The following is an 18,844-nucleotide window of genomic DNA, read 5'->3' as shown; positions in this document are numbered from 1 at the left end:
TCACCGGAAGTCCCGTGAGCGGTGGGAGAGCCCCGTGCGCAGATCCTCGAAGGCATCGGCCAGTACGTTGATCACGCCCTCAGGGGAACGCTCCAGGATGCCGCGGATGATGAGCGCCGGCGAATCGCGAGCCACCCGACGGTAGCGGTTCCACACGCCCATCGAACAGACGACGTTGACCAGCCCGCTCTCGTCCTCGAGGTTCACGAAGGTGACGCCCGCTGCCGTCGCCGGGCGTTGGCGATGGGTCACGAGACCGGCGACCTCGATCCGCCGACCCACCTCGTGCGACTGGAGGTCTGTGGCGGTGAGAACACCGCGTTCCCGCAGCGCGTCGCGGAAGTGGGTCATCGGATGGTCGTCGGTCGAGACTCCGGTGGCCCAGAGATCGGCGGAGAGCTTCTCGTAGCTGGTCTGGTCGGCGAACAAGGGGGGCTGCACGGCCACCGTCGTTCCGGGAAGGAATCGTGCTCGGTCCTCGGCCGCGGCGCCGGCGAGCCACATCGCCTCTCGGCGTTCCAAGCCCAAGCACGCGAACGCCCCTGCCGTGGCCAGCGCTTCCAGCTGCGCCGCCGAGGCATCCGTCCGTCTGACCAGGTCGTTCAGATCGAGGTAGACGCCGTTCTTCTCCCGCTCGGCGACGATCCGCTCCGCGAGGGGCGCTCCGATCCCGCGCACTCCGCCGAGCCCCAACCGCACCGCGTATCCGCCGTCCCTGCGGTGGGCGGCGGAGTCGTCCACCGCGCTCCTGTCGAAGCGGAGCGTCGGTGGTTGCGGATCGGCGAGGCAGGAGTCCTGCCCCGTCGGCTTTCCGGTCGTCGTGGAGGAGAGGGGCTCCATCATCTCGGTCGCGCCGGAGGCGTGCAGATCGGGGCGATGCACCTCCACGCCATGACGGCGGGCATCGGCGGTGAGAGTCGCCGCGGAGTAGAAGCCCATCGGCTGAGAACGCAGGAGACCCGCGAGGAAGGCCGCGGGATAGTGCAACTTCACCCAGGAACTGGCGTAGACGAGCAGTGCGAACGACAACGAGTGCGACTCGGCGAAACCGAAGTTCGAGAAGGCCTGGATCTGCGCGTAGATGCGATCCGAGGTCTCCGCATCCAGCCCGCGCCGGGTCATCCCCGCATAGAGCTTCTTACGGATCTTCTCGATCTTCTCGAGTCCGCGCTTGGAACCCATGGCTCGGCGCAGCAGGTCGGCTTCGTCGGCCGTGCAGTCGCCGATGGCCGTGGCCATCTGGATGAGCTGCTCCTGGAAGATCGGCACGCCCAGTGTGCGTCGGAGGATGTCCTCCAGGTCGGGGTGGGCGTAGGGGATCGTGAACGGCAACGGATCCTCGCCGCGCGTCGCCCGCTCCCGATTCTCCTCGTCGATCCGGTCCTTCGCGATCTTGCGCCGCACGAAGGGATGCACGGCGCCACCTTGGATGGGTCCGGGGCGGATGAGCGCGATCTGGATCGTCAGGTCGTAGAAGCTCCGCGGCTGCAGTCGGGGGAGCAGACCGATCTGCGCGCGGGACTCCACCTGGAACACCCCGATCGAGTCCGCACGGCACAGCATGTCGTAGACGGCCGGCTCCTCTTTGGGGATGGTCTCCAGGGTCCACTTCTCACCGGTGGCGTCGTGGATGAGATCGAAGCTGTGTTGAAGGGCGGCGAGCATCCCGAGCCCCAGCAGATCGAACTTCACCAGTCCCATCCACGCCGCATCGTCCTTATCCCACTGGATGACCGTGCGATCCTCCATGCGGGCATGCTCCACCGGCACGACCTCACCGACCGGTCGAGCGGTCAGGACCATGCCCCCGGAGTGGATGCCGAGATGGCGAGGTGCCTTCAGCAGCTCGCCCGCGTACTCGAGCACATTCTCCGGGATGTCATGCTCATCGGCGACCTCCAACCCCGCGCTCCAGCCGTCGACCTGCCGAGACCAGGCATCCTGCTGACCCGGGGAATAGCCGAGCGCTCGCGCCATGTCGCGTATCGCGTTCTTGGGGCGGTACTGGATGACGTTCGCCACCTGTGCGGCCCGCTGGCGTCCGTACCGGCCGTACACCCACTGGATGATCTCCTCCCGTCGCCGTGAGTCGAAGTCCACGTCGATGTCGGGCTCCTCCTGCCGGGTGGTCGCGAGGAAGCGCTCGAAGGGCAGGCGGTACAGGATCGGATCGACGGCGGTGATGCTCAGCAGATAGCAGACCGCGCTCGCCGCGGCAGACCCCCGCCCCTGGCAGAGGATGCCGCGACGTCGGGCCTCTGCGACGATGTCGTGCACGATGAGGAAGTACCCGGGGAAGTCCTTCTCCTCGATCACGTCCAGCTCGCGTTCGATCCGTCTGCGCCCCTCATCGTCCAGTCGCGGATACTTCGTGGGAACCGCCTGCCAGACGAGTGCCCGCAGCCAGCTCATCGGCGTGTGCCCCTCCGGAACCTCCTGCTGGGGGAGATCCGGGCGTGCGCGCCGTAACGGGAAGGCGGAGGCGGCGGCCAGTTCGAGCCCGTAGGAGAGGGCGCCGGGATACCGCCGGAAACGCGCCGCCATCTCCGCCCCGCTGCGCAGATGTGCTCCGCCGTGCGCCGGCAGCCACCCGTCGAGATCGTCCATGCTGCGCACCGCACGCACGGCGGCGACGGCTTCGGCGAGCTGTGCCCGTTCCGGGGTCGCATAGTGCACGTTGTTCGTCGCCACCACCGGCAGGCGCATCCGTGTCGCGAGTTCCGTGAGGGCGTCGTTGCGCCCCGTGTCCTGCGGATCGCCGTGGTCGAAGAGCTCCACTGCCACGTGATCCGCGCCGAACAGATCGACCAGGTGGCGCAGAGGCGTCGCCGCATCCCCGTTCTCCAGACCGAGGCGGACGCTGCCCTTGCGGCATCCCGTGAGGATCGTCCACTGTCCGTCCGCGCTCGCCGCGAGCTCGTCGAGATCGTAGACGGGGCGCCCCTTCTCGCCCCCGCGCAGCTGCGCCGCGGTGATGGCCCCTGACAGGCGGTGATAGCCCTCCATGCCCCGGGCGAGCACCAGCAGATGCGAGCCCTGAGGATCCGGGGTGCCGCGCTGTGGAGCCGTCAGATCCAACGACAGCTCGGCACCGAACACGGTCTGCAGATGCACGTCCATCAGCTCGGCGACCTCGGCGAAGCGGGCGGCGCCATAGAAGCCGTCGTGATCCGTGAGGGCCAATGCCGTCAGCCCCAGGCGCTCCGCCTCCGACAGAAGATCTTCGGGCGATGAGGCGCCGTCGAGGAAGGAGTAGGAGGAGTGCGCGTGCAACTCGGCATAGGGGACAGCGTCTGTGGGGCGCAGGAGTTCCGTCGGAGGAGTCCGTTGCCGCCGACGACTCACCGGGCCGGGGTCGACCCGGTGACCGCGGGGCTCGGAGCCGGTCGGATGCGGGGACGACTCCTCCGCACTGAGAGTGCGCTCCAGCTCGTTCCAGGTCAGCGGAGGATTGTGCCAGCCCATCAGCGGTATCTCCCCTCGGCCCACCAGCGCTCGCCGGTGCAGAAGACCAGCCATGCCCGGTCACGATCGTCGACGATCTGCAGCCGGTGCCCTCTCTTGCCTCCACCGGAGACCCAACGCCGTTCGTGGATCGGCCAGGGGCCCGCCCAGCCCTGCACGGTGCTCCCGTCGATCTGGGCGGGAACCGCGGTGAGCGCTCCTCGGTCGTCGATGCTGATCGCGCCGCCATCCGCCGCGTTCACCCCGATGGGCCGCGGAGGACGGAACACCTCTGCGGGAAGGGGGTCGGGCAGGCTGCCAGGCCAGGGCAGTGCGGGATCGCGTGGAGCGACGGTGCGCTCTCCCCAGGGCGTGAGTACCTGCCGATCGGCAAGCCATCGGCCACCCGAGACCGCAGCGGTGACCACCCCCTCGTGACCCACCATCGTCTGCACACGCGACACCGCATGATGGAGCCGCTCATCGGTGCCGGAACCGAACAGCCCGGGCTGATGATGGGCGGCGTCATCCACCGCGACCGGGACGATGCGCACGACGGAGATGCCTCCGAATGCCCGGGCCTCGTCGACCGGTTCCTTCGCGCTCTGAGCGGCCAGGGCCTCGAGCTGCCACCGCACCCGGTCGACGAGATCGGAGGCATCGAAGCAGGTCGGGTGCAGCCAGGTTCGGGAGAACACCTGACCGTTGTCGTCGGTCAGATCGATCCTGACCTCCGTGCAGACGGCCGAGGCGTCGCCCAGGGCGACCAGCACCCCGTCTGCCGTCTGCCGAACGGCGAAAGCCACCTGGTCCGCGCCGGCCAGAGGAGTCTCGAACTCCACGCTCCTCACCAGCTCGGGGTCGGGAGGGCGCGGAGCGAGCGCCCGCGAATCCGCCCCGGCGGCGAGGGAATGCAGGCGTGCTCCGCGCTCGCCGAATCGATCGCGGACCTCGATCGCGGGCAGCGCGGTGAACTGCCCGAGCGTGCGTACGCCCAACCGGATCAGGAGCTCGGGGATCTGCTCGTCGCGCAGCACCTGCACGGGGTAGGGGGCCAGGAACTCCTGGGAGCGGCCGGCCGGCACCACGGTGCGGGGATGCGGGCCGCGGGCGGCGATCTCCGCCGTGAACGGGCCGTCAGCCACGCCGATGCGCACTTCAGGGAAGCCGGCCTCGGTCAGGACATCGATCAGGGCACTCGCCGCCTCGGCCTCCCCGCCGTGATAGCGGGAGATTCCTCGGGCGCGCAGGACGGCCAGCCCCGGACGGAGCTGAGCGACTCCCGGGGCATGCTTCTCGATGATCTGCAGGACGGGCAGGAAGGCGCGCTCATCCCGCGCGGGATCGTGGGCGAGTACCTGCAGCGACGAGAGGTGTCCCTGTGCGACCCGTCGGCGCTGCCCGGAGCGCACGCCATGCTCGCGTGCCGAGGCGGTGCAGGCGACGACGGTGTTGGCATGCACCAGCGCCGCGGGCGGGTGCGGGGGAGGTGCGCCGAGGAGCGCCCGAAGCGGCCAGTCGGGAAACCAGAGCACGAGAACGCGGAGCGGGGCATTCATCCTGCCTCCGCCCAGAAGGAGAGCTCGCCGGAGTCGGATGACGGCAGGGCGATCTCAACGGGGAGCGCAGGCAGGGCGGTGAGTTCGCCGCCGGTGATCCGGGTGCGCTCCTTCGGGGAGTCGAGCACCTCGACGAGACCCTGGCTGCTCGGAAGGCGCACCCGGACGCTCGAGGGATGGGGGCTGCGCCTGGTCAGCGCCGTCACGGTGACCGTGCAGTCGGAGAGCAGTCCCCATCCGGCTCCGAGGCCATGCCACTGCGGATCGTCGAGGCGTATCGTGCCCTCGTTCTGCGGCCAGTCCCCGGCGGGTGAATCGGTGACGAGCAGCGTGCATCCCCGGTCGCGCAGGCGCGCACTGAGGCGGGAGGCATCGGCATCGCGTGCTCGGCCGCCCGGACGCATGACGATCAGGGGAACGACCTCGGCGAGCGCGGAGGTCACCGCGAGCCACCGCTCGGCGGGATCGGGAACGAGGATCAGTCGGGAGAGATCGATGCCGAAGGCCGCCGCCGCCTCCACCCCGAGAGTGGGCATGCCCACCACGGCGCACCAGTGCCCTTTCCGGGAGGCGGCGCTGAGCAGAGCGAGCACGAGACTCGGAGACGGGGAGACGGTGTACGAGCTGCCGGTCTGCAGCCCTCCTTCCGGGAGGAGGGTGGCGAAGGCGGGGTCGAGCGGGAGCAGCGCGTCGTCGCTGCGGCGGCGCTGCATCCTGCTGATCTCGCGGCGCAGTCGCAGCACCTCTCCGGCGCGGGAGTCGCCCGTCGGAGAGAGCGCGGTCACCGCATCGAGCCCGATCCCCATGATTCCATCCTCGAAGATATGTTCTAATAAATCAAGTCGTACCGATCACGCTAATTCGTACATCGGACATCGCGATCGGTACTCTCGCGATCGGTCGTCCCGGCCGTCGTCCGATGCCTGACGGGGGTTATCCACAGCCGGTTCCGGCCTCCTTCGAGAAGCCCCTAGCCTGCCGACATGGATCTCCGCGCCGTGCTCATCGTCCTCACTCATCTGGCGCTGGCCGGCGTCGGATCCTGGCTGATGGTCATCGACGCCCGCACGCATCGTCTGCCGAACCGAATCGTGCTGCCCACACTCGTCGTGTCGCTCGCGCTCGCGTCTCTCGACGCGTTCGCGACGGGGGAGTCGGCGGCGCTGATCCGCGGCGGGCTGGGTCTGCTGATCCTCGGCGGCTTCTACGCGGTGCTGCGGATGCTCAGCCCCGCGGGCATGGGCGGGGGCGACGTGAAGCTCGCCGCCGTGATCGGACTGGTCCTGGGCTGGCACGGGTGGCAGGCGCTCGCCGTGGGGGCGGCATCCGCCTTCGTGCTCGGCGCCCTCTACGCGGTGGGCCTGATCGCCCTGAAACGGGCGGACGGTTCCACGCGGATCGCCTTCGGCCCCTGGATGATCATCGGCGCCGCGATCGGGGCGATCTTCCCCGGAGGCCCGTGAGTCCCGCGCGGTGTCGGAGGGGCGGGGCTAGGGTGAGCACATGGCACTCGCGCGACTTCACGGCGGCCCGCTGGACGGGCAGATCATTCCTCTGGGCGATGCGGACGACAAGCTGATCGTCCCGTACAGCGAGACGCAGGTGGTCTACCACCGTCGCGGCGAGCCCCAGAACACCGGCTCCTCCGACGGCCCCACCGAGGTCGACTACTGGTTCGACGAGTCCCTCGAGGACATCAGCCCCTCGGATGACTGAGCCCTCACGTACCGTCGAGATCGAGCGCAAGTACGACGTCGATGTCGTGACGTCGTTGCCGGACTGGAGCGGTGTCCCCGGGGTGGAAGCCGTCTCCGACGGGGAGGCGCGTGCTCTCGACGCCCGGTACCTCGACACGGCGGATGGCGCGCTCGCCCGTTCCGGCGTCGCGCTGCGCCGTCGCACCGGCGGTCCCGATGAGGGATGGCATGTGAAGGGTCCGCGAGAGGGCGATGGGCGCGTCGAACTGGGCTGGCCGCTCGGCGACGGCGAGAGCATCCCCGATGCCGTCGCGACCACCATCGCCCGCTGGACGACCGACGCTCTGACCCCACTGGCGCGCATCGAGAACGATCGCACCGCCTATCTGCTCACCGGCCCCGGAGGCGTGGTCGCCGAGTTCGTCGACGACCACGTGCGGGCGACCGATCTGCGCAGCGGAATCCAACGGGAATGGCGTGAGTGGGAGATGGAGCTCGGCCCCGCCGCTCCCGCCGACCCTGCCGGCCGGCTCGCCTTCTTCCTCGCCGTGGACCAGGCCGTGCAGGCCGCGGGCGGGCGGCACTCCGCGTCCGGATCCAAGCTCGCGAGAGCCCTGGGGTTCTGATCGGCTTCACAGACACCGGGCATCCGCACAACCCCCTTCCCCTCCCGGGGCGCGGAGTGCTTGAGTGACACCATGAGCCGACCTGCCGTGCTGAGATCGATCCGGACGGTCGTCCCCGACACCGTCCTCGTGCAGGAGCAGGTGCGCGACGTGTTCGCCGCGCAACCCGACCTGGGTCGCCTGGCGCAGCGGATCGTCGCGACCTCCTTCAACGTCTCGGGAATCGATCAGCGGCACACCGTGATCGAGGAGCTCTCGCTGGAGACCGAGACCGAGGACCCGGTGTTCTTCGATCGCGCCACCGGTGCCCTGTTGGCGCCCAGCACCAAGGAGCGCAACGAGGTCTATGTCCGGGAGGCCACCACGCTCTACGTGGAGGCAGCGCGCCGTGTGATCGAGGCCGATCCGGAGCTGGGTCCCGCCGACATCACGCACGTCATCACGGTCTCGTGCACGGGCTTCCACGCGCCGGGCCCGGACTATGCGATCGTGCGGGCACTGGGCCTGAGCGACGCCGTGCAGCGCTATCACTTCGGGTTCATGGGGTGCTATGCCTCGATGCCCGCACTTCGCGCCGCGAGTCAGTTCTGCGCCGCCGATCAGAACGCCGTCGTGCTGATCGTCAGCGTCGAGCTGTGCACGCTGCACCTGCGCTCCTCCGAGGATCCCGACACGATCGTGGCATCGTCTCTCTTCGCCGACGGCGCGGCCGCGGGCATCGTCACCGCCCGCCCGCTCCGCTCCGCCGGTCCGGCACTGCGGCTGGACGGCTTCCACACCGCGATCGCGCCGGAGGGGGAGAAGGACATGGCCTGGACCATCGGTGACCTCGGCTTCGAGATGATCCTGTCCACCGCGGTCCCGCACATCATCGGAGAGACCATCGTCGACGCTCTCCGCCCGCTCTACGCCCCGGACGACGCTCTCGCCGCGGCCTTCGCGCGAGGGACCATCGGCGAGAACGTGCGGCACTGGGCGATCCATCCCGGTGGGCGCAGCATCCTGGACAGGGTGCAGGATCGACTGCATCTGAGCGACGTGCAGTTGCACCCTGCGCGCGAGGTCCTGCGGGAGAACGGCAACATGTCCAGCGCCACCGTGTTCTTCGTGCTCCAGCGCATCCTCGACCACGCCGATGCCGCAGTGGGCGACCGGGTGGTCGCCATGGCGTTCGGCCCCGGGCTCACCGCCGAGAGCGCCCTCCTCACGGTCGAGGCGTAGGGAGCCATGCCCCTGAATCTCTCTGCCCGAGCGGCCGACGCCCGGGAACTGATGGATGAGGCGGATGCCGATCCGCGGATGCTGGAGCAGACGTATCGGCGGTTCGCCCTGGTGAATGCGATCGTCTCCCGTCCCGGCGCGCTGTACCGGCGTGACGTGCGCCCCCTGGCGCGGCGCGGGCGGGTGCGCATCCTCGATGTCGGGGCGGGCGGTGGAGACCTGTGCCGGGTGCTGGCCGCTCGTCTTCGTCGCGATGGACTCGATGCCGAGATCACCGCGCTGGACCCGGACGAGCGCGCGATGCGCTGGGCGCAGTCCCACGACGCCGGTGCCGGGGCCAGGTATCGGTGTGCGGCGACGGCGGATCTGGTGGCGGCCGGGGAGACCTTCGACATCGTGCTGTCCAACCATCTGCTCCATCACCTCACGACGGACGAACTGTCGGATCTGCTCGACGAGACCCGGACGCTCGCCGGCGCGTCGGGTCTGGTCGTTCACCATGACATCGCCCGCAGCCCCATCGCCTACGGACTGTTCGCCGCAGCGACGTTCCCGTTCGCCCGCTCCCTCTTCGCGGGCACCTTCATTCGCACCGATGGGCTCATCAGCATCCGTCGCTCCTACACCGCTCCCGAGCTCGCGGCGCTCGCGCCGAGCGGCTGGACGGTGCGGCGCGGGATGCCGTGGCGTCTGGAGATGCGGTGGGAGCCCGGCGATGCCCGATCATGAGGTTCTGATCGTCGGAGCGGGCCCCGTCGGTCTGCTCCTGGCCTGCCTGCTTGCACAGGACGGCGTCGACGTGGCCGTGCTGGAGCGCACGGACGGTGCGGACGATCGAGCACGAGCGATCGGTATCCACCAACCCGGTCTCGCTGCTCTCGACGCTGTCGGCGTCGGAGCCGATGTCAGGGCGGCTGCACGCGAGCTCGAGGGTGGTGACGTCTTCAGCCGCGGCCGGCTCCTGGCCTCGCTCGACTTCCGGTCCGATCGCGGGGTGCGCGTGCTCCCGCAACCGGTCACCGGAGCGTTGCTCAGGGCGAGGTTCGACGATCTGACCCGTCACGTCCCGACCGGTAGCGGGCTGCGTCTCGGGGCATCGGTGCATGCGGTGCGGGATGAGGGATCGTTCGTCCGCGTCACGGTCGATCGTGCCGGTGATCAGCAGGAGCTGACGGCAGCCCTCGTGGTCGGCGCCGACGGGGTGCGCAGCATGGTGCGCGCCACGATGGGGGCGCATTGGCGCCGATCTCCCGGCCGCGCGGCATACGTGATGGTCGATGTCGTCGATCCGTCGAGTGGCGCACGTGCCGCGTTGTACTGCGAGCCCGACGGACTCGTGGAGTCGTTCCCGTTGCCCGGTGGTGGGCGTCGGTGGGTGGCGCGGCAGTCATCCCCGGCGGATGCCGCCGCGTCGACCGCGGCGACCCTGCGTGCGCAGATCCACGCTCGGACGGGGCTCCGCGCCGAGATCGACGATGATGCCGTGGTGTCGCCGTTCGTCGCCGCGCAGCACGGCTCGTCCCCGGTCGTCCGCGGCCGGCTGGCTCTTCTGGGTGACGCCGCTCACGAGATCAGTCCGATCGGCGGGCAGGGCATGAATCTGGGCTGGGTCGATGCCCGGCACCTCGCGGCGGCGATCATACGCGCACGCGGGGGGACCTGTGCCGATTTCGGTGATTACGAGCGCCACGTACGGCGGTCCACGCGCGCAGCGCAGCAGCGCAGTGCGTTCTACATGGCGATGGGGAGCCCCGCGAGGGGGATGGGTGGGCGCGCACGAGACGCGGTGGTCCGCGCCCTCGGCAGTCCTCCGCTGCGACCCTGGGCCTCCGGACTCATCACCATGCGCGGGCTGTGACGCACGAAGGCCCGGTCCGCGATGTGCGGAACCGGGCCTTCGGTGATCGTGGGTGATCAGAAGTTGATCATGTGTCCCGCGAGTCCGTGGAAGCCCTCCTGGAGAGCCTCCGACAGCGTCGGGTGCGTGTGCACGTTGCGAGCCAGCTCGAGTGCCGTGAGATCCCACTTCTGGGCCAGCGTCAGCTCGGGCAGGAGCTCCGAGACATCCGGGCCGATCATGTGGGCGCCGATGAGCTCGAGGTGCTCGGCGTCGGCGATCAGCTTGACGAAGCCGACGGGCTCGCCGAGCCCGTGCGCCTTGCCGTTGGCCATGAACGGGAAGCTGACGACCTTGATGTCGCGCCCCTCGTCCTTCGCCTGCTGCTCGGTGAGACCGAACGAGGCGACCTGCGGCGAGCAGAATGTCGCCCGCGGCATCATGCGGTAGTCGCCCAGCGTCTGCGTCTCCGCGCCGCCGATGGTCTCGGCGGCGACGACGCCCTGGGCCTCGGCGACGTGGGCGAGCTGCAGCTTGGCGGTCACGTCGCCGATGGCGTAGATGCCCTCGACGTTGGTGCGCATGTGGTCGTCGATGTCGATCGCGCCGCGCTCGGTCAGCTTCACGCCGGTCTTGTCGAGACCGAAGCCCTCGATGTTCGGGGCGAATCCGACCGACATGAGAACCTTGCCGGTCTCGATCGACGACTGCTGCCCGTCCTTGCCGGTGTAGGTGACGGTGACGGACGAGCCGTTGTCGACGATCGTCTCGACCTTGGTGGAGGTGAGGATGTCGACGCCGTAGTTCTTGTACTGCTTCGTGATCTCCTTCGACACGTCGGCATCCTCGTTGGGGAGTGCGCGGTCGAGGAACTCGATGATGGTGACCTTGACGCCGTAGTTCGTCAGAACGTAGGCGAACTCCATGCCGATCGCTCCGGCGCCGACGATGACGATCGACTCGGGCAGTTCACGCGTCATGATCTGCTCTTCGTAGGTCACGACGTTGTCGCTCAGGGTGACACCCGGCAGCAGACGCACCTTGGAGCCCGTGGCGATGATCACGTTGTCGAACGTGACCTCCTCCGTCGAACCGTCCGCCTTGGCGACCGAGATCGCCTTCGGGCCGGTGAACGTACCGCGACCGTTGTACTCGGTCACCTTGTTCTTCTTCATCAGGAAGTGGATGCCCTTGACGCGGCCTTCCGCGACCTCGCGGCTGCGGTCGAACGCCTTGCCGAAGTCGATCGTGAACTCACCCGAGATGCCGAAGAAGTCGGCCTTGTGGTTGAGCGTGTGCGCGAGCTCCGCGTTCTTCAGGAGAGCCTTGGAGGGGATGCAGCCCACGTTGAGGCAGACACCACCCCAGTACTTCTCCTCGATGATGGCGGTGGACAGGCCGAGCTGCGCGCTGCGAACCGCAGCGACGTATCCACCAGGACCTGCACCGAGGATGACGACGTCGTAATGAGGCATGCGTTAAGCCTATCGCTCCGAGGAGGGGTCGGAATCGGTCGTGGTGCCGTTCTTCCGAGCGCGAACGGAGTACCAGACCATCAGCGCCGCGATGACCGCGATCCCGCCGATCGACAACGCCCAGAGCCACGCGGATGCACTCGAGGTCGCGGTGGGAGCGGGAGTGGATGTCGCTTCCGGCGTCGCCGTCTCGTTCTGCGAGGGAGCGGCGGTCGACGGGGCGGATGCCGTCGGCGTCGGCGTCGCCTCGGTGCCGGTGGCGACCGTGAAGAAGTACTCGTCGGACGTCGGGTGACCGTCGCTCGACACGACCTTCCAGATCACGTGGTATTCGCCGGCGCCGCCACCGCTGGTGAGCGGTTGCGTGACGATCGCTCCGTCTACGACGGCGGGTCCGTCGATGACCGAGTTGCCGTCGGGGTCCGTGACGACGACTTCGGTGGCACCCTCCCCGCTGATCAGCTTGGCGCTGAACGTCAGCGTCAGCTCGGCCGGGAGCGTGTCGACGGTGCCGCCGGACTCGGGCGAAGACGACACGAGAGCATCGTGCGCCGACGCGGAGAGCGGCGCGAACAGCACGAGGAACGCGGTCAGCAGCGTCACGGCGAGCGCGAAGGGGACGGCGGGGGAACGAAGGGCGGAGGTCTGCACACCCTCAGCCTATGAATCTCCGGTATGCGATGGCTGAGTATGAAGCGGCCTCCCGTGAGGGCCTCGGCATCAGTTAGTCTGGAGAACGAGGAGGGCACAGTGACAGACAGCGACAGCCGACCGGCCGGGGATTCGGCGATTCACCGTTCCGGTGAGCAGAAACATGATGTGACGCAGACGTTCGGACACGATTCGGACCTGTCGTTCGTGCCGTTCGGCGTGGAACTCACCGACGTGGAGCAGTCCGCGATCGCGGCTCTGCCTTCGGGCTCCGCGTTGCTGCTGGTGCGCTCCGGCGCACTCGCCGGGGCCAGGTATCTCCTGGACACAGACGTGACGACGGTGGGACGACACCCCGAGGCGGACATCTTCTTCGACGACGTGACCGTGTCGCGCCGTCACGCCGAGGTCACTCGGAGCGGATCGAGCTTCGAGATCATCGATCAGCGCTCGCTCAACGGCACCTACGTGAACGGCGAGCGCGTCGATCGCAGCCCTCTGGTGGATGGATCCGAGGTGCGCGTCGGCAAGTTCCGACTCAACTTCTTCGCGGCCCCTGTCGATCGCCCCACGGCGAACATCTGATGGCGGCTTCTCCCGCCCGCGAACGCTCAGCGTCCGCGGGCCTGTTGAGTATCGGCCAGGTCCTGGCCAGGCTCACGCCGGAGTTCCCCGACCTGACATCCAGCAAGCTCCGTTTCCTCGAGGTGCAGGGCATCGTGACCCCATCTCGAACGGAGTCGGGGTATCGCAAGTTCTCCTCCACCGACATCGAGCGCCTTCGGCTCGGACTCACACTGCAGCGTGACCACTACCTCCCGCTCAGCGTGATCCGGGAGCAGCTCGATGAGGTCGATGCGCGGGGCGAGGGTGCATCCCTCACACCGCCGCCCTCGATTGCACCCGCGCCGCGCCGGTATCGCCGCGACGAACTCCTCGCCGCGGCCGGGGCGGGTCCGCAGCTGCTCAACGACGCGATCAGCACCGGTGTGATCACGGCGCAGGAGAACTACGCCGAATCGGTGGTGTCCCTGCTCCGCGGCCTCGTGGCATTGGATCGCCACGGCATCGAACCCCGCCACCTGCGTTCACTGCGCCAGGGCGCCGAGCGCGAGGTCGCGCTGATCGAGTCGGCGATGTCGGCGCTGCTCCGTCGCACCGACGCCACTTCGCGCGCCAAGGCGAGCGAGCTGGCTCCGGAACTGGCATCGAAGATCGACGAAGTGCGCTCGCTCTTCGTCAAGGATGCGCTGTCCCGCATCCTTTCGTAACGAACTGGTTGCGACACACCTTCGTCGTCGCACGGATGTCATTGCCGCTGCCCGGGCACTGCTCTAGCGTGGAGATAACCGTTCCAGGGAGGAATTCAGATGAATGCGGATGAGCTCGCAGGAGACTCGCGCTTCGTGCCCGAACTCCTCTTCACCGACGGTCTTCCGGCCATGGACGACGAGGTCGGCTACCGCGGTGCGGTCGCCGCTCGCGCGGCCGGCATCACCTACCGCCAGCTCGACTACTGGGCGCGTACCGAGCTCGTCGAGCCCACGGTGCGCGGCGCCAGCGGCTCCGGTTCGCAGCGACTCTACGGATTCCGCGACATCCTGGTGCTGAAGCTCGTCAAGAGCCTGCTCGACACCGGAATCTCGCTGCAGCAGATCCGCACCGCCGTCGAGGAGCTGCGCCGCGCCGGCATCAGCGATCTCGCGGGCACGACGCTCATGAGCGATGGTGCCTCGGTCTACCTCTGCACGTCGAACGACGAGGTCATCGACCTGGTCAGCCGCGGACAGGGCGTCTTCGGCATCGCCGTGGGCAAGGTGTTGCGCGAAGTCGAATCCACGCTCGTGCAGTTCGACGCGACCGCACCCGACCCCGTCGACGAGCTCAGTGCCCGTCGCTCCCAGCGCTCCGCCTGAGAGTGCCCGTCGCTCCCAGCGCTCCGCCTGACCACGGCGTCTAGAGACGAAGAAGCGGCCGTCCTCATCGAGGACGGCCGCTTCATCGTGTGCGTGTGACGGTCAGCTCTGGGCGCCGTTGTCTGCGACGGCGATGCGTCCGGTGCGGATGATCCGGTCCAGAAGCTGGTCGAAGTCGGCCGCGAGTTCCTGCGCGGAGTCGCCGGGCCAGATGTGCAGCGGCTTGGCCGCGCCCTGGGCCTGCTGCAACGAGGTGCGCTCGGGAAGTTGAGGCGACAGCACGAGTGGGCCGAACATGTCGCGGAGTTCCTTGATGCGGAACTGGTGCTCGATCGACTGGGGGCGCACGCGATTGACCACGATGCCGAGCGGCTGGAGGCGGGGGGAGAGGCCTCGGCGGATCTCCTCGATCGCGCGCAGCGCGCGGTCGGCTGCCGCGACGGAGAAGAGGCCGGGCTCGGTGACGACCATCACGCGGTCGCTCGCTGCCCAGGCTGTGCGGGTGAGCGCGTTCAACGACGGTGCGCAGTCGATCAGCACCAGGTCGTAGTCCGCCTCGACGGCTGCGAGTGCCTCTTCGAGCTTCCAGACGTCACGCACGCTCGGGTGCGGGCCGTCGAAGTTGATCGCCGACGGGCTGCCGATGAGCACATCGATCGTGCCCGGGTGGACCTTGGCCCATCCGCTGGAGGTGATCGCCTGACGGACGACCTTCTCCTTCGGGTTCGCCAGGACATCGGCGATGTTGAGTCGACCGGCCACCTGGATATCCATCCCGGTGGAGACGTCGGACTGCGGGTCGAGGTCGACGACGAGAGTCCGCACACCCCGGGCGAAGGCCGCTGAGGCCAAGCCGAGAGTCACGGTCGTCTTGCCGACGCCCCCCTTGAGAGAGCTGACGCTGAGTACGTGCACGGACTCCACGTTACCTTCCCCTAGGCTGGGGGAACACTCAGCCCCGCCCCATGTGCGTCGAAAACGCCGCACATCGAGCTCCCAGAGGTGTGCATGTTCCAAAAGATCCTTGTGGCCAACCGCGGCGAGATCGCGATCCGTGCCTTCCGTGCGGCTTACGAAGTCGGGGCCAGGACAGTCGCCGTCTTCCCTCATGAAGACCGCGGTTCCGTGCATCGTCTGAAAGCGGATGAGGCGTACGAGATCGGTGAGCGAGGCCATCCGGTCCGCGCTTACCTGAGTGTCGACGAGATCATCCGCGTCGCCATCGAGTCCGGTGCGGACGCGATCTACCCCGGCTACGGATTCCTCTCCGAGAATCCCGAACTCGCGGCCCAGGCGGCCGCGAACGGCATCGTCTTCATCGGACCGCCCTCCGCGGTGCTGGAGATGGCGGGCAACAAGGTCGAGGCGAAGCGCCACGCGATCGAGGCCGGGGTTCCCGTGCTGCGGTCCACGGAAGCCTCCGATGACGTCGAGCACCTCCTCGCGCAGGCAGCGGACATCGGGTTCCCCCTCTTCGCGAAGGCCGTCGCCGGTGGTGGTGGCCGAGGGATGCGTCGTGTGGCCACGGCGGACGAGCTCGCTCCCGCCCTCGCCGAGGCGATGCGTGAGGCCTCCAGCGCGTTCGGTGATGCGCGGATGTTCCTCGAGCAGGCCGTCGTGCGCCCTCGGCACATCGAGGTCCAGATCCTCGCCGACAAGACCGGAGAGACGGTCCACCTGTTCGAACGCGACTGCTCGGTACAGCGCCGGCATCAGAAGGTCGTCGAGATCGCTCCGGCGCCGAACCTGGACGACAGCATCCGCACCGCGCTGCACGGTTATGCGGTGGCCTTCGCCCGATCGATCGGCTACGAGAACGCCGGCACCGTCGAGTTCCTGCTGGAGACCGCGGGGGAGCGGGCGGGCGAGGTGGTGTTCATCGAGATGAACCCTCGCATCCAGGTGGAGCACACCGTCACCGAAGAGGTGACCGACGTCGATCTGGTGCAGAGCCAGATGCGGATCGCCGCAGGGGAGTCTCTCGCCGAACTCGGGTTGCAGCAGGAGAACCTGCACGTCAGGGGCGCGGCGCTCCAGTGCCGCATCACCACGGAGGACCCCACGCAGGGGTTCCGCCCCGACACAGGCAAGATCACGACCTACCGCTCCCCGGGTGGGGCGGGCATCCGTCTCGACGGCGGCACCGTGCACCAGGGCGCCCAGATCAGCCCGCACTTCGACTCGATGCTCGCCAAGCTGACCTGTCGTGGGCGCGACTTCCCCGCCGCGGTGGCCCGCGCACGTCGTGCTCTCGCTGAGTTCCGCATTCGAGGCGTCTCCACCAACATCCCGTTCCTGCAGGCATTGCTCGACGACGACGCGTTCATCGCCGGTGATGTCAGCACATCGTTCATCGACGAGCGTCCCGAGCTCCTCCGGGGGCGCGTGTCGAAGGACCGCGGAACGAAGATCCTCAACTGGCTCGTCGACGTCACCGTCAACAAGCCGCACGGCGCGCATCCCGGCGTCGTCGACCCGCGCACGAAGCTTCCTGCCACCGACCTCACGGCTCCGACCGTTCCCGGGTCGCGTCAGCGGCTGCAGGAGCTCGGACCGGAAGGGTTCGCGCGGAGCCTGCGCGAGCAGACGGCCCTGGCGATCACCGACACCACGTTCCGCGATGCCCATCAGTCGCTCCTGGCGACGCGCGTGCGCACCAAGGACCTGGCGGCGGCCGCGCCTCATATCGCCCAGCTCACACCGGGCCTGCTCTCGGTCGAGGCCTGGGGCGGTGCCACATACGACGTCGCGCTGCGGTTCCTCGGGGAGGATCCATGGGAGCGGCTCGACAAGCTGCGTGCCGCGCTGCCGAACATCGCCATCCAGATGCTTCTGCGTGGGCGCAACACGGTCGGCTACACGCCGTACCCGACCGAGGTGACCGAGGCGTTCGTGGCGGAGGCCGCAGCGAGCGGTGTCGACATCTTCCGCATCTTCGACGCGCTGAACGACGTCGAGCAGATGCGCCCCGCGATCGAGGCGGTGCGCCGGACCGGCACCGCTGTCGCCGAGGTGGCGTTGTGCTACACCGGTGATCTGCTCAACCCCGCGGAAGACCTCTACACGCTCGACTACTACCTGGGTCTCGCCGATCAGATCGTCGAGGCGGGCGCGCACATCATCGCGATCAAGGACATGGCGGGACTGCTGCGTCCCGCCGCGGCCGCGAAGCTCGTCGCCGCCCTGCGCGAGCGGTTCGACCTGCCGGTGCACCTCCACACCCACGACACGCCGGGTGGACAGCTGGCCACGCTGCTCGCCGCCAGTGCCGTCGGCGTCGATGCGGTGGATGCGGCATCCGCACCGCTGTCCGGTACTACCAGCCAACCGTCGCTGTCTGCTCTCGTGGCCGCGCTGGCGCACACGGACCGCGACAGCGGGATCGATCTGGCTGCCGTCTCCGACCTCGAGCCCTACTGGGAGGCGGTGCGGCACCAGTACGCGCCGTTCGAATCCGGGCTTCCGGGACCCACAGGGCGCGTGTACCACCACGAGATCCCGGGCGGTCAGCTCTCGAACCTCCGGCAGCAGGCCAAGGCGCTCGGGCTCGCCGATGACTTCGAGCTGATCGAGGACATGTACGCCGCTGCCGACCGCATCCTCGGTCGCGTGCCGAAGGTGACCCCGTCGTCGAAGGTGGTCGGCGATCTCGCACTGCACCTGGCGGCGGTGAAGGCAGACCCGGCGGACTTCGAAGCGCATCCGGAGAAGTACGACGTGCCCGACTCGGTGGTCGGGTTCATGGCCGGAGAGCTCGGCGATCTGCCGGGCGGCTGGCCTGAGCCCTTCCGTACGAAGGTCCTCGCCGGACGATCGGTGCGTCACAGCATCACCGCGCTCACCACCGACGACGAGGCAGCGCTCGCGGGCGACAGCGCGCAACGACGGGCGCGCCTGAACACCCTGCTGTTCCCGGCGCCGATGCAGGAGTTCTCGCAGATGCGCGAGCTGTTCGGCGACCTCTCGGTGCTCGATACCAGCGACTACCTCTACGGGCTCGTGCAGGGGCAGGAACATCTGATCGAGATCGACCGGGGCGTGCAGCTCTACGTCGGTCTCGAGGCCATCGGCGATGCGGACGACCGCGGCATGCGCACGGTCATGACGACGCTGAACGGTCAGCTCCGGCCGGTCTTCGTGCGCGACCACTCGGTCTCGGTCGACGCGCACGACGTCGAGAAGGCGGACACCTCGGTTCCCGGTCAGGTGGCGGCCCCGTTCTCGGGCGTCGTCACGCTCAAGGCCGAGGTCGGCAGCGCGATCAGGGCCGGTGAGCCCGTCGCCTCCATCGAGGCGATGAAGATGGAAGCGGCCATCACGGCGCCCATCGACGGGGTCATCGAGCGGCATGCGATCGGCGGCACACAACAGGTGGATGCCGGAGATCTTTTGGTCGTGATCCGCCCGGCGCACTAATC

General features: G+C 68.6%; 16 protein-coding genes. 10 read left to right on the top strand and 6 right to left on the bottom strand.

Annotated features, from left to right (window positions below; genetic code table 11):
• The 3 genes from P0Y60_12795 to P0Y60_12785 are packed head-to-tail and all read right to left on the bottom strand — an operon-like array spanning position 1 to position 5,809.
• Complete coding sequence (locus tag P0Y60_12795; GenBank protein ID WEK62918.1) at positions 1 to 3,465, bottom strand: error-prone DNA polymerase; 3,465 nt, start codon at positions 3,463 to 3,465, stop codon at positions 1 to 3.
• A complete protein-coding gene (locus P0Y60_12790; protein ID WEK60198.1) occupies positions 3,465 to 5,003 on the bottom strand; it encodes a DNA polymerase Y family protein in 1,539 nt (512 codons plus the stop codon). Before P0Y60_12790 ends, P0Y60_12795 begins: the two co-directional genes overlap by 1 nt.
• Positions 5,000 to 5,809: a hypothetical protein gene (locus P0Y60_12785; protein ID WEK60197.1), complete on the bottom strand. Its 810-nt coding sequence runs from the start codon at positions 5,807 to 5,809 to the stop codon at positions 5,000 to 5,002. The genes P0Y60_12790 and P0Y60_12785 overlap by 4 nt, the downstream gene beginning before the upstream one ends.
• Before the next feature lie 177 nt (positions 5,810 to 5,986).
• Between P0Y60_12785 and P0Y60_12780 the strand changes: the two genes are divergently transcribed.
• The 6 genes from P0Y60_12780 to P0Y60_12755 all read left to right on the top strand — a co-directional run bounded on the left by P0Y60_12780 (position 5,987) and on the right by P0Y60_12755 (position 10,405).
• Entirely contained in the window at positions 5,987 to 6,466 is a 480-nt protein-coding gene (locus P0Y60_12780) for an A24 family peptidase (protein ID WEK60196.1), read from the top strand.
• Between the two features lie 40 nt (positions 6,467 to 6,506).
• On the top strand, positions 6,507 to 6,719 hold the full coding sequence (locus P0Y60_12775) for a response regulator (protein ID WEK60195.1): 213 nt from the start codon (positions 6,507 to 6,509) through the stop codon (positions 6,717 to 6,719).
• The gene (locus tag P0Y60_12770; protein WEK60194.1) at positions 6,712 to 7,326 is read left to right on the top strand and encodes a CYTH domain-containing protein; all 615 of its coding nucleotides are present in this window, start codon (positions 6,712 to 6,714) and stop codon (positions 7,324 to 7,326) included. Before P0Y60_12775 ends, P0Y60_12770 begins: the two co-directional genes overlap by 8 nt.
• Before the next feature lie 72 nt (positions 7,327 to 7,398).
• On the top strand, positions 7,399 to 8,547 hold the full coding sequence (locus tag P0Y60_12765) for a type III polyketide synthase (protein ID WEK60193.1): 1,149 nt from the start codon (positions 7,399 to 7,401) through the stop codon (positions 8,545 to 8,547).
• Between the two features lie 6 nt (positions 8,548 to 8,553).
• Positions 8,554 to 9,276, top strand: coding sequence for a methyltransferase domain-containing protein (locus P0Y60_12760; GenBank protein ID WEK60192.1), 723 nt, complete (start codon positions 8,554 to 8,556; stop codon positions 9,274 to 9,276).
• Positions 9,263 to 10,405, top strand: coding sequence for an NAD(P)/FAD-dependent oxidoreductase (locus tag P0Y60_12755; protein WEK60191.1), 1,143 nt, complete (start codon positions 9,263 to 9,265; stop codon positions 10,403 to 10,405). The genes P0Y60_12760 and P0Y60_12755 overlap by 14 nt, the downstream gene beginning before the upstream one ends.
• 56 nt (positions 10,406 to 10,461) lie before the next feature.
• Here the strand turns inward: P0Y60_12755 and lpdA are convergent, their stop codons facing one another.
• Together lpdA and P0Y60_12745 are read right to left on the bottom strand one after the other, a co-directional pair.
• Positions 10,462 to 11,859 carry a dihydrolipoyl dehydrogenase gene (gene lpdA, locus P0Y60_12750; GenBank protein WEK60190.1) on the bottom strand — a complete coding sequence of 466 codons (1,398 nt, stop codon included), beginning with the start codon at positions 11,857 to 11,859 and terminating at the stop codon, positions 10,462 to 10,464.
• 9 nt (positions 11,860 to 11,868) lie between these two features.
• Positions 11,869 to 12,510 carry a copper resistance protein CopC gene (locus tag P0Y60_12745; protein ID WEK60189.1) on the bottom strand — a complete coding sequence of 214 codons (642 nt, stop codon included), beginning with the start codon at positions 12,508 to 12,510 and terminating at the stop codon, positions 11,869 to 11,871.
• A 99-nt stretch (positions 12,511 to 12,609) separates the two neighbouring features.
• Here P0Y60_12745 and P0Y60_12740 point away from each other — a divergent pair, with 99 nt between their 5' ends.
• The 3 genes from P0Y60_12740 to P0Y60_12730 all read left to right on the top strand — a co-directional run bounded on the left by P0Y60_12740 (position 12,610) and on the right by P0Y60_12730 (position 14,426).
• Positions 12,610 to 13,095: an FHA domain-containing protein gene (locus P0Y60_12740; protein ID WEK60188.1), complete on the top strand. Its 486-nt coding sequence runs from the start codon at positions 12,610 to 12,612 to the stop codon at positions 13,093 to 13,095.
• Positions 13,095 to 13,781 (top strand): MerR family transcriptional regulator, encoded by a 687-nt coding sequence (locus P0Y60_12735; GenBank protein ID WEK60187.1) that lies wholly within the window; start codon positions 13,095 to 13,097, stop codon positions 13,779 to 13,781. The genes P0Y60_12740 and P0Y60_12735 overlap by 1 nt, the downstream gene beginning before the upstream one ends.
• A gap of 99 nt (positions 13,782 to 13,880) precedes the next feature.
• Complete coding sequence (locus tag P0Y60_12730; protein ID WEK60186.1) at positions 13,881 to 14,426, top strand: MerR family transcriptional regulator; 546 nt, start codon at positions 13,881 to 13,883, stop codon at positions 14,424 to 14,426.
• Between the two features lie 102 nt (positions 14,427 to 14,528).
• Here the strand turns inward: P0Y60_12730 and P0Y60_12725 are convergent, their stop codons facing one another.
• Positions 14,529 to 15,341 (bottom strand): ParA family protein, encoded by an 813-nt coding sequence (locus P0Y60_12725; protein ID WEK62917.1) that lies wholly within the window; start codon positions 15,339 to 15,341, stop codon positions 14,529 to 14,531.
• A gap of 93 nt (positions 15,342 to 15,434) precedes the next feature.
• Here P0Y60_12725 and P0Y60_12720 point away from each other — a divergent pair, with 93 nt between their 5' ends.
• The gene (locus P0Y60_12720; GenBank protein WEK60185.1) at positions 15,435 to 18,842 is read left to right on the top strand and encodes a pyruvate carboxylase; all 3,408 of its coding nucleotides are present in this window, start codon (positions 15,435 to 15,437) and stop codon (positions 18,840 to 18,842) included.
• The last annotated feature ends 2 nt before the right edge of the window (positions 18,843 to 18,844 follow it).

The organism is Candidatus Microbacterium colombiense (assembly GCA_029203165.1).
Lineage (GTDB): Bacteria > Actinomycetota > Actinomycetes > Actinomycetales > Microbacteriaceae > Microbacterium > Microbacterium colombiense.
This window is presented reverse-complemented; position numbering and strand designations above follow the sequence as displayed.

Excerpts from the sequence above, each read along its gene's own strand:
- P0Y60_12795 (WEK62918.1), bottom strand. The coding sequence starts at position 3,465 with ATGGGCTGGCACAATCCTCCGCTGACCTGGAACGAGCTGGAGCGCACT.
- P0Y60_12790 (WEK60198.1), bottom strand. The coding sequence starts at position 5,003 with ATGAATGCCCCGCTCCGCGTTCTCGTGCTCTGGTTTCCCGACTGGCCG.
- P0Y60_12785 (WEK60197.1), bottom strand. The coding sequence starts at position 5,809 with ATGGGGATCGGGCTCGATGCGGTGACCGCGCTCTCTCCGACGGGCGAC.
- P0Y60_12780 (WEK60196.1), top strand. The coding sequence starts at position 5,987 with ATGGATCTCCGCGCCGTGCTCATCGTCCTCACTCATCTGGCGCTGGCC.
- P0Y60_12775 (WEK60195.1), top strand. The coding sequence starts at position 6,507 with ATGGCACTCGCGCGACTTCACGGCGGCCCGCTGGACGGGCAGATCATT.
- P0Y60_12770 (WEK60194.1), top strand. The coding sequence starts at position 6,712 with ATGACTGAGCCCTCACGTACCGTCGAGATCGAGCGCAAGTACGACGTC.
- P0Y60_12765 (WEK60193.1), top strand. The coding sequence starts at position 7,399 with ATGAGCCGACCTGCCGTGCTGAGATCGATCCGGACGGTCGTCCCCGAC.
- P0Y60_12760 (WEK60192.1), top strand. The coding sequence starts at position 8,554 with ATGCCCCTGAATCTCTCTGCCCGAGCGGCCGACGCCCGGGAACTGATG.
- P0Y60_12755 (WEK60191.1), top strand. The coding sequence starts at position 9,263 with ATGCCCGATCATGAGGTTCTGATCGTCGGAGCGGGCCCCGTCGGTCTG.
- lpdA (WEK60190.1), bottom strand. The coding sequence starts at position 11,859 with ATGCCTCATTACGACGTCGTCATCCTCGGTGCAGGTCCTGGTGGATAC.
- P0Y60_12735 (WEK60187.1), top strand. The coding sequence starts at position 13,095 with ATGGCGGCTTCTCCCGCCCGCGAACGCTCAGCGTCCGCGGGCCTGTTG.
- P0Y60_12730 (WEK60186.1), top strand. The coding sequence starts at position 13,881 with ATGAATGCGGATGAGCTCGCAGGAGACTCGCGCTTCGTGCCCGAACTC.
- P0Y60_12720 (WEK60185.1), top strand. The coding sequence starts at position 15,435 with ATGTTCCAAAAGATCCTTGTGGCCAACCGCGGCGAGATCGCGATCCGT.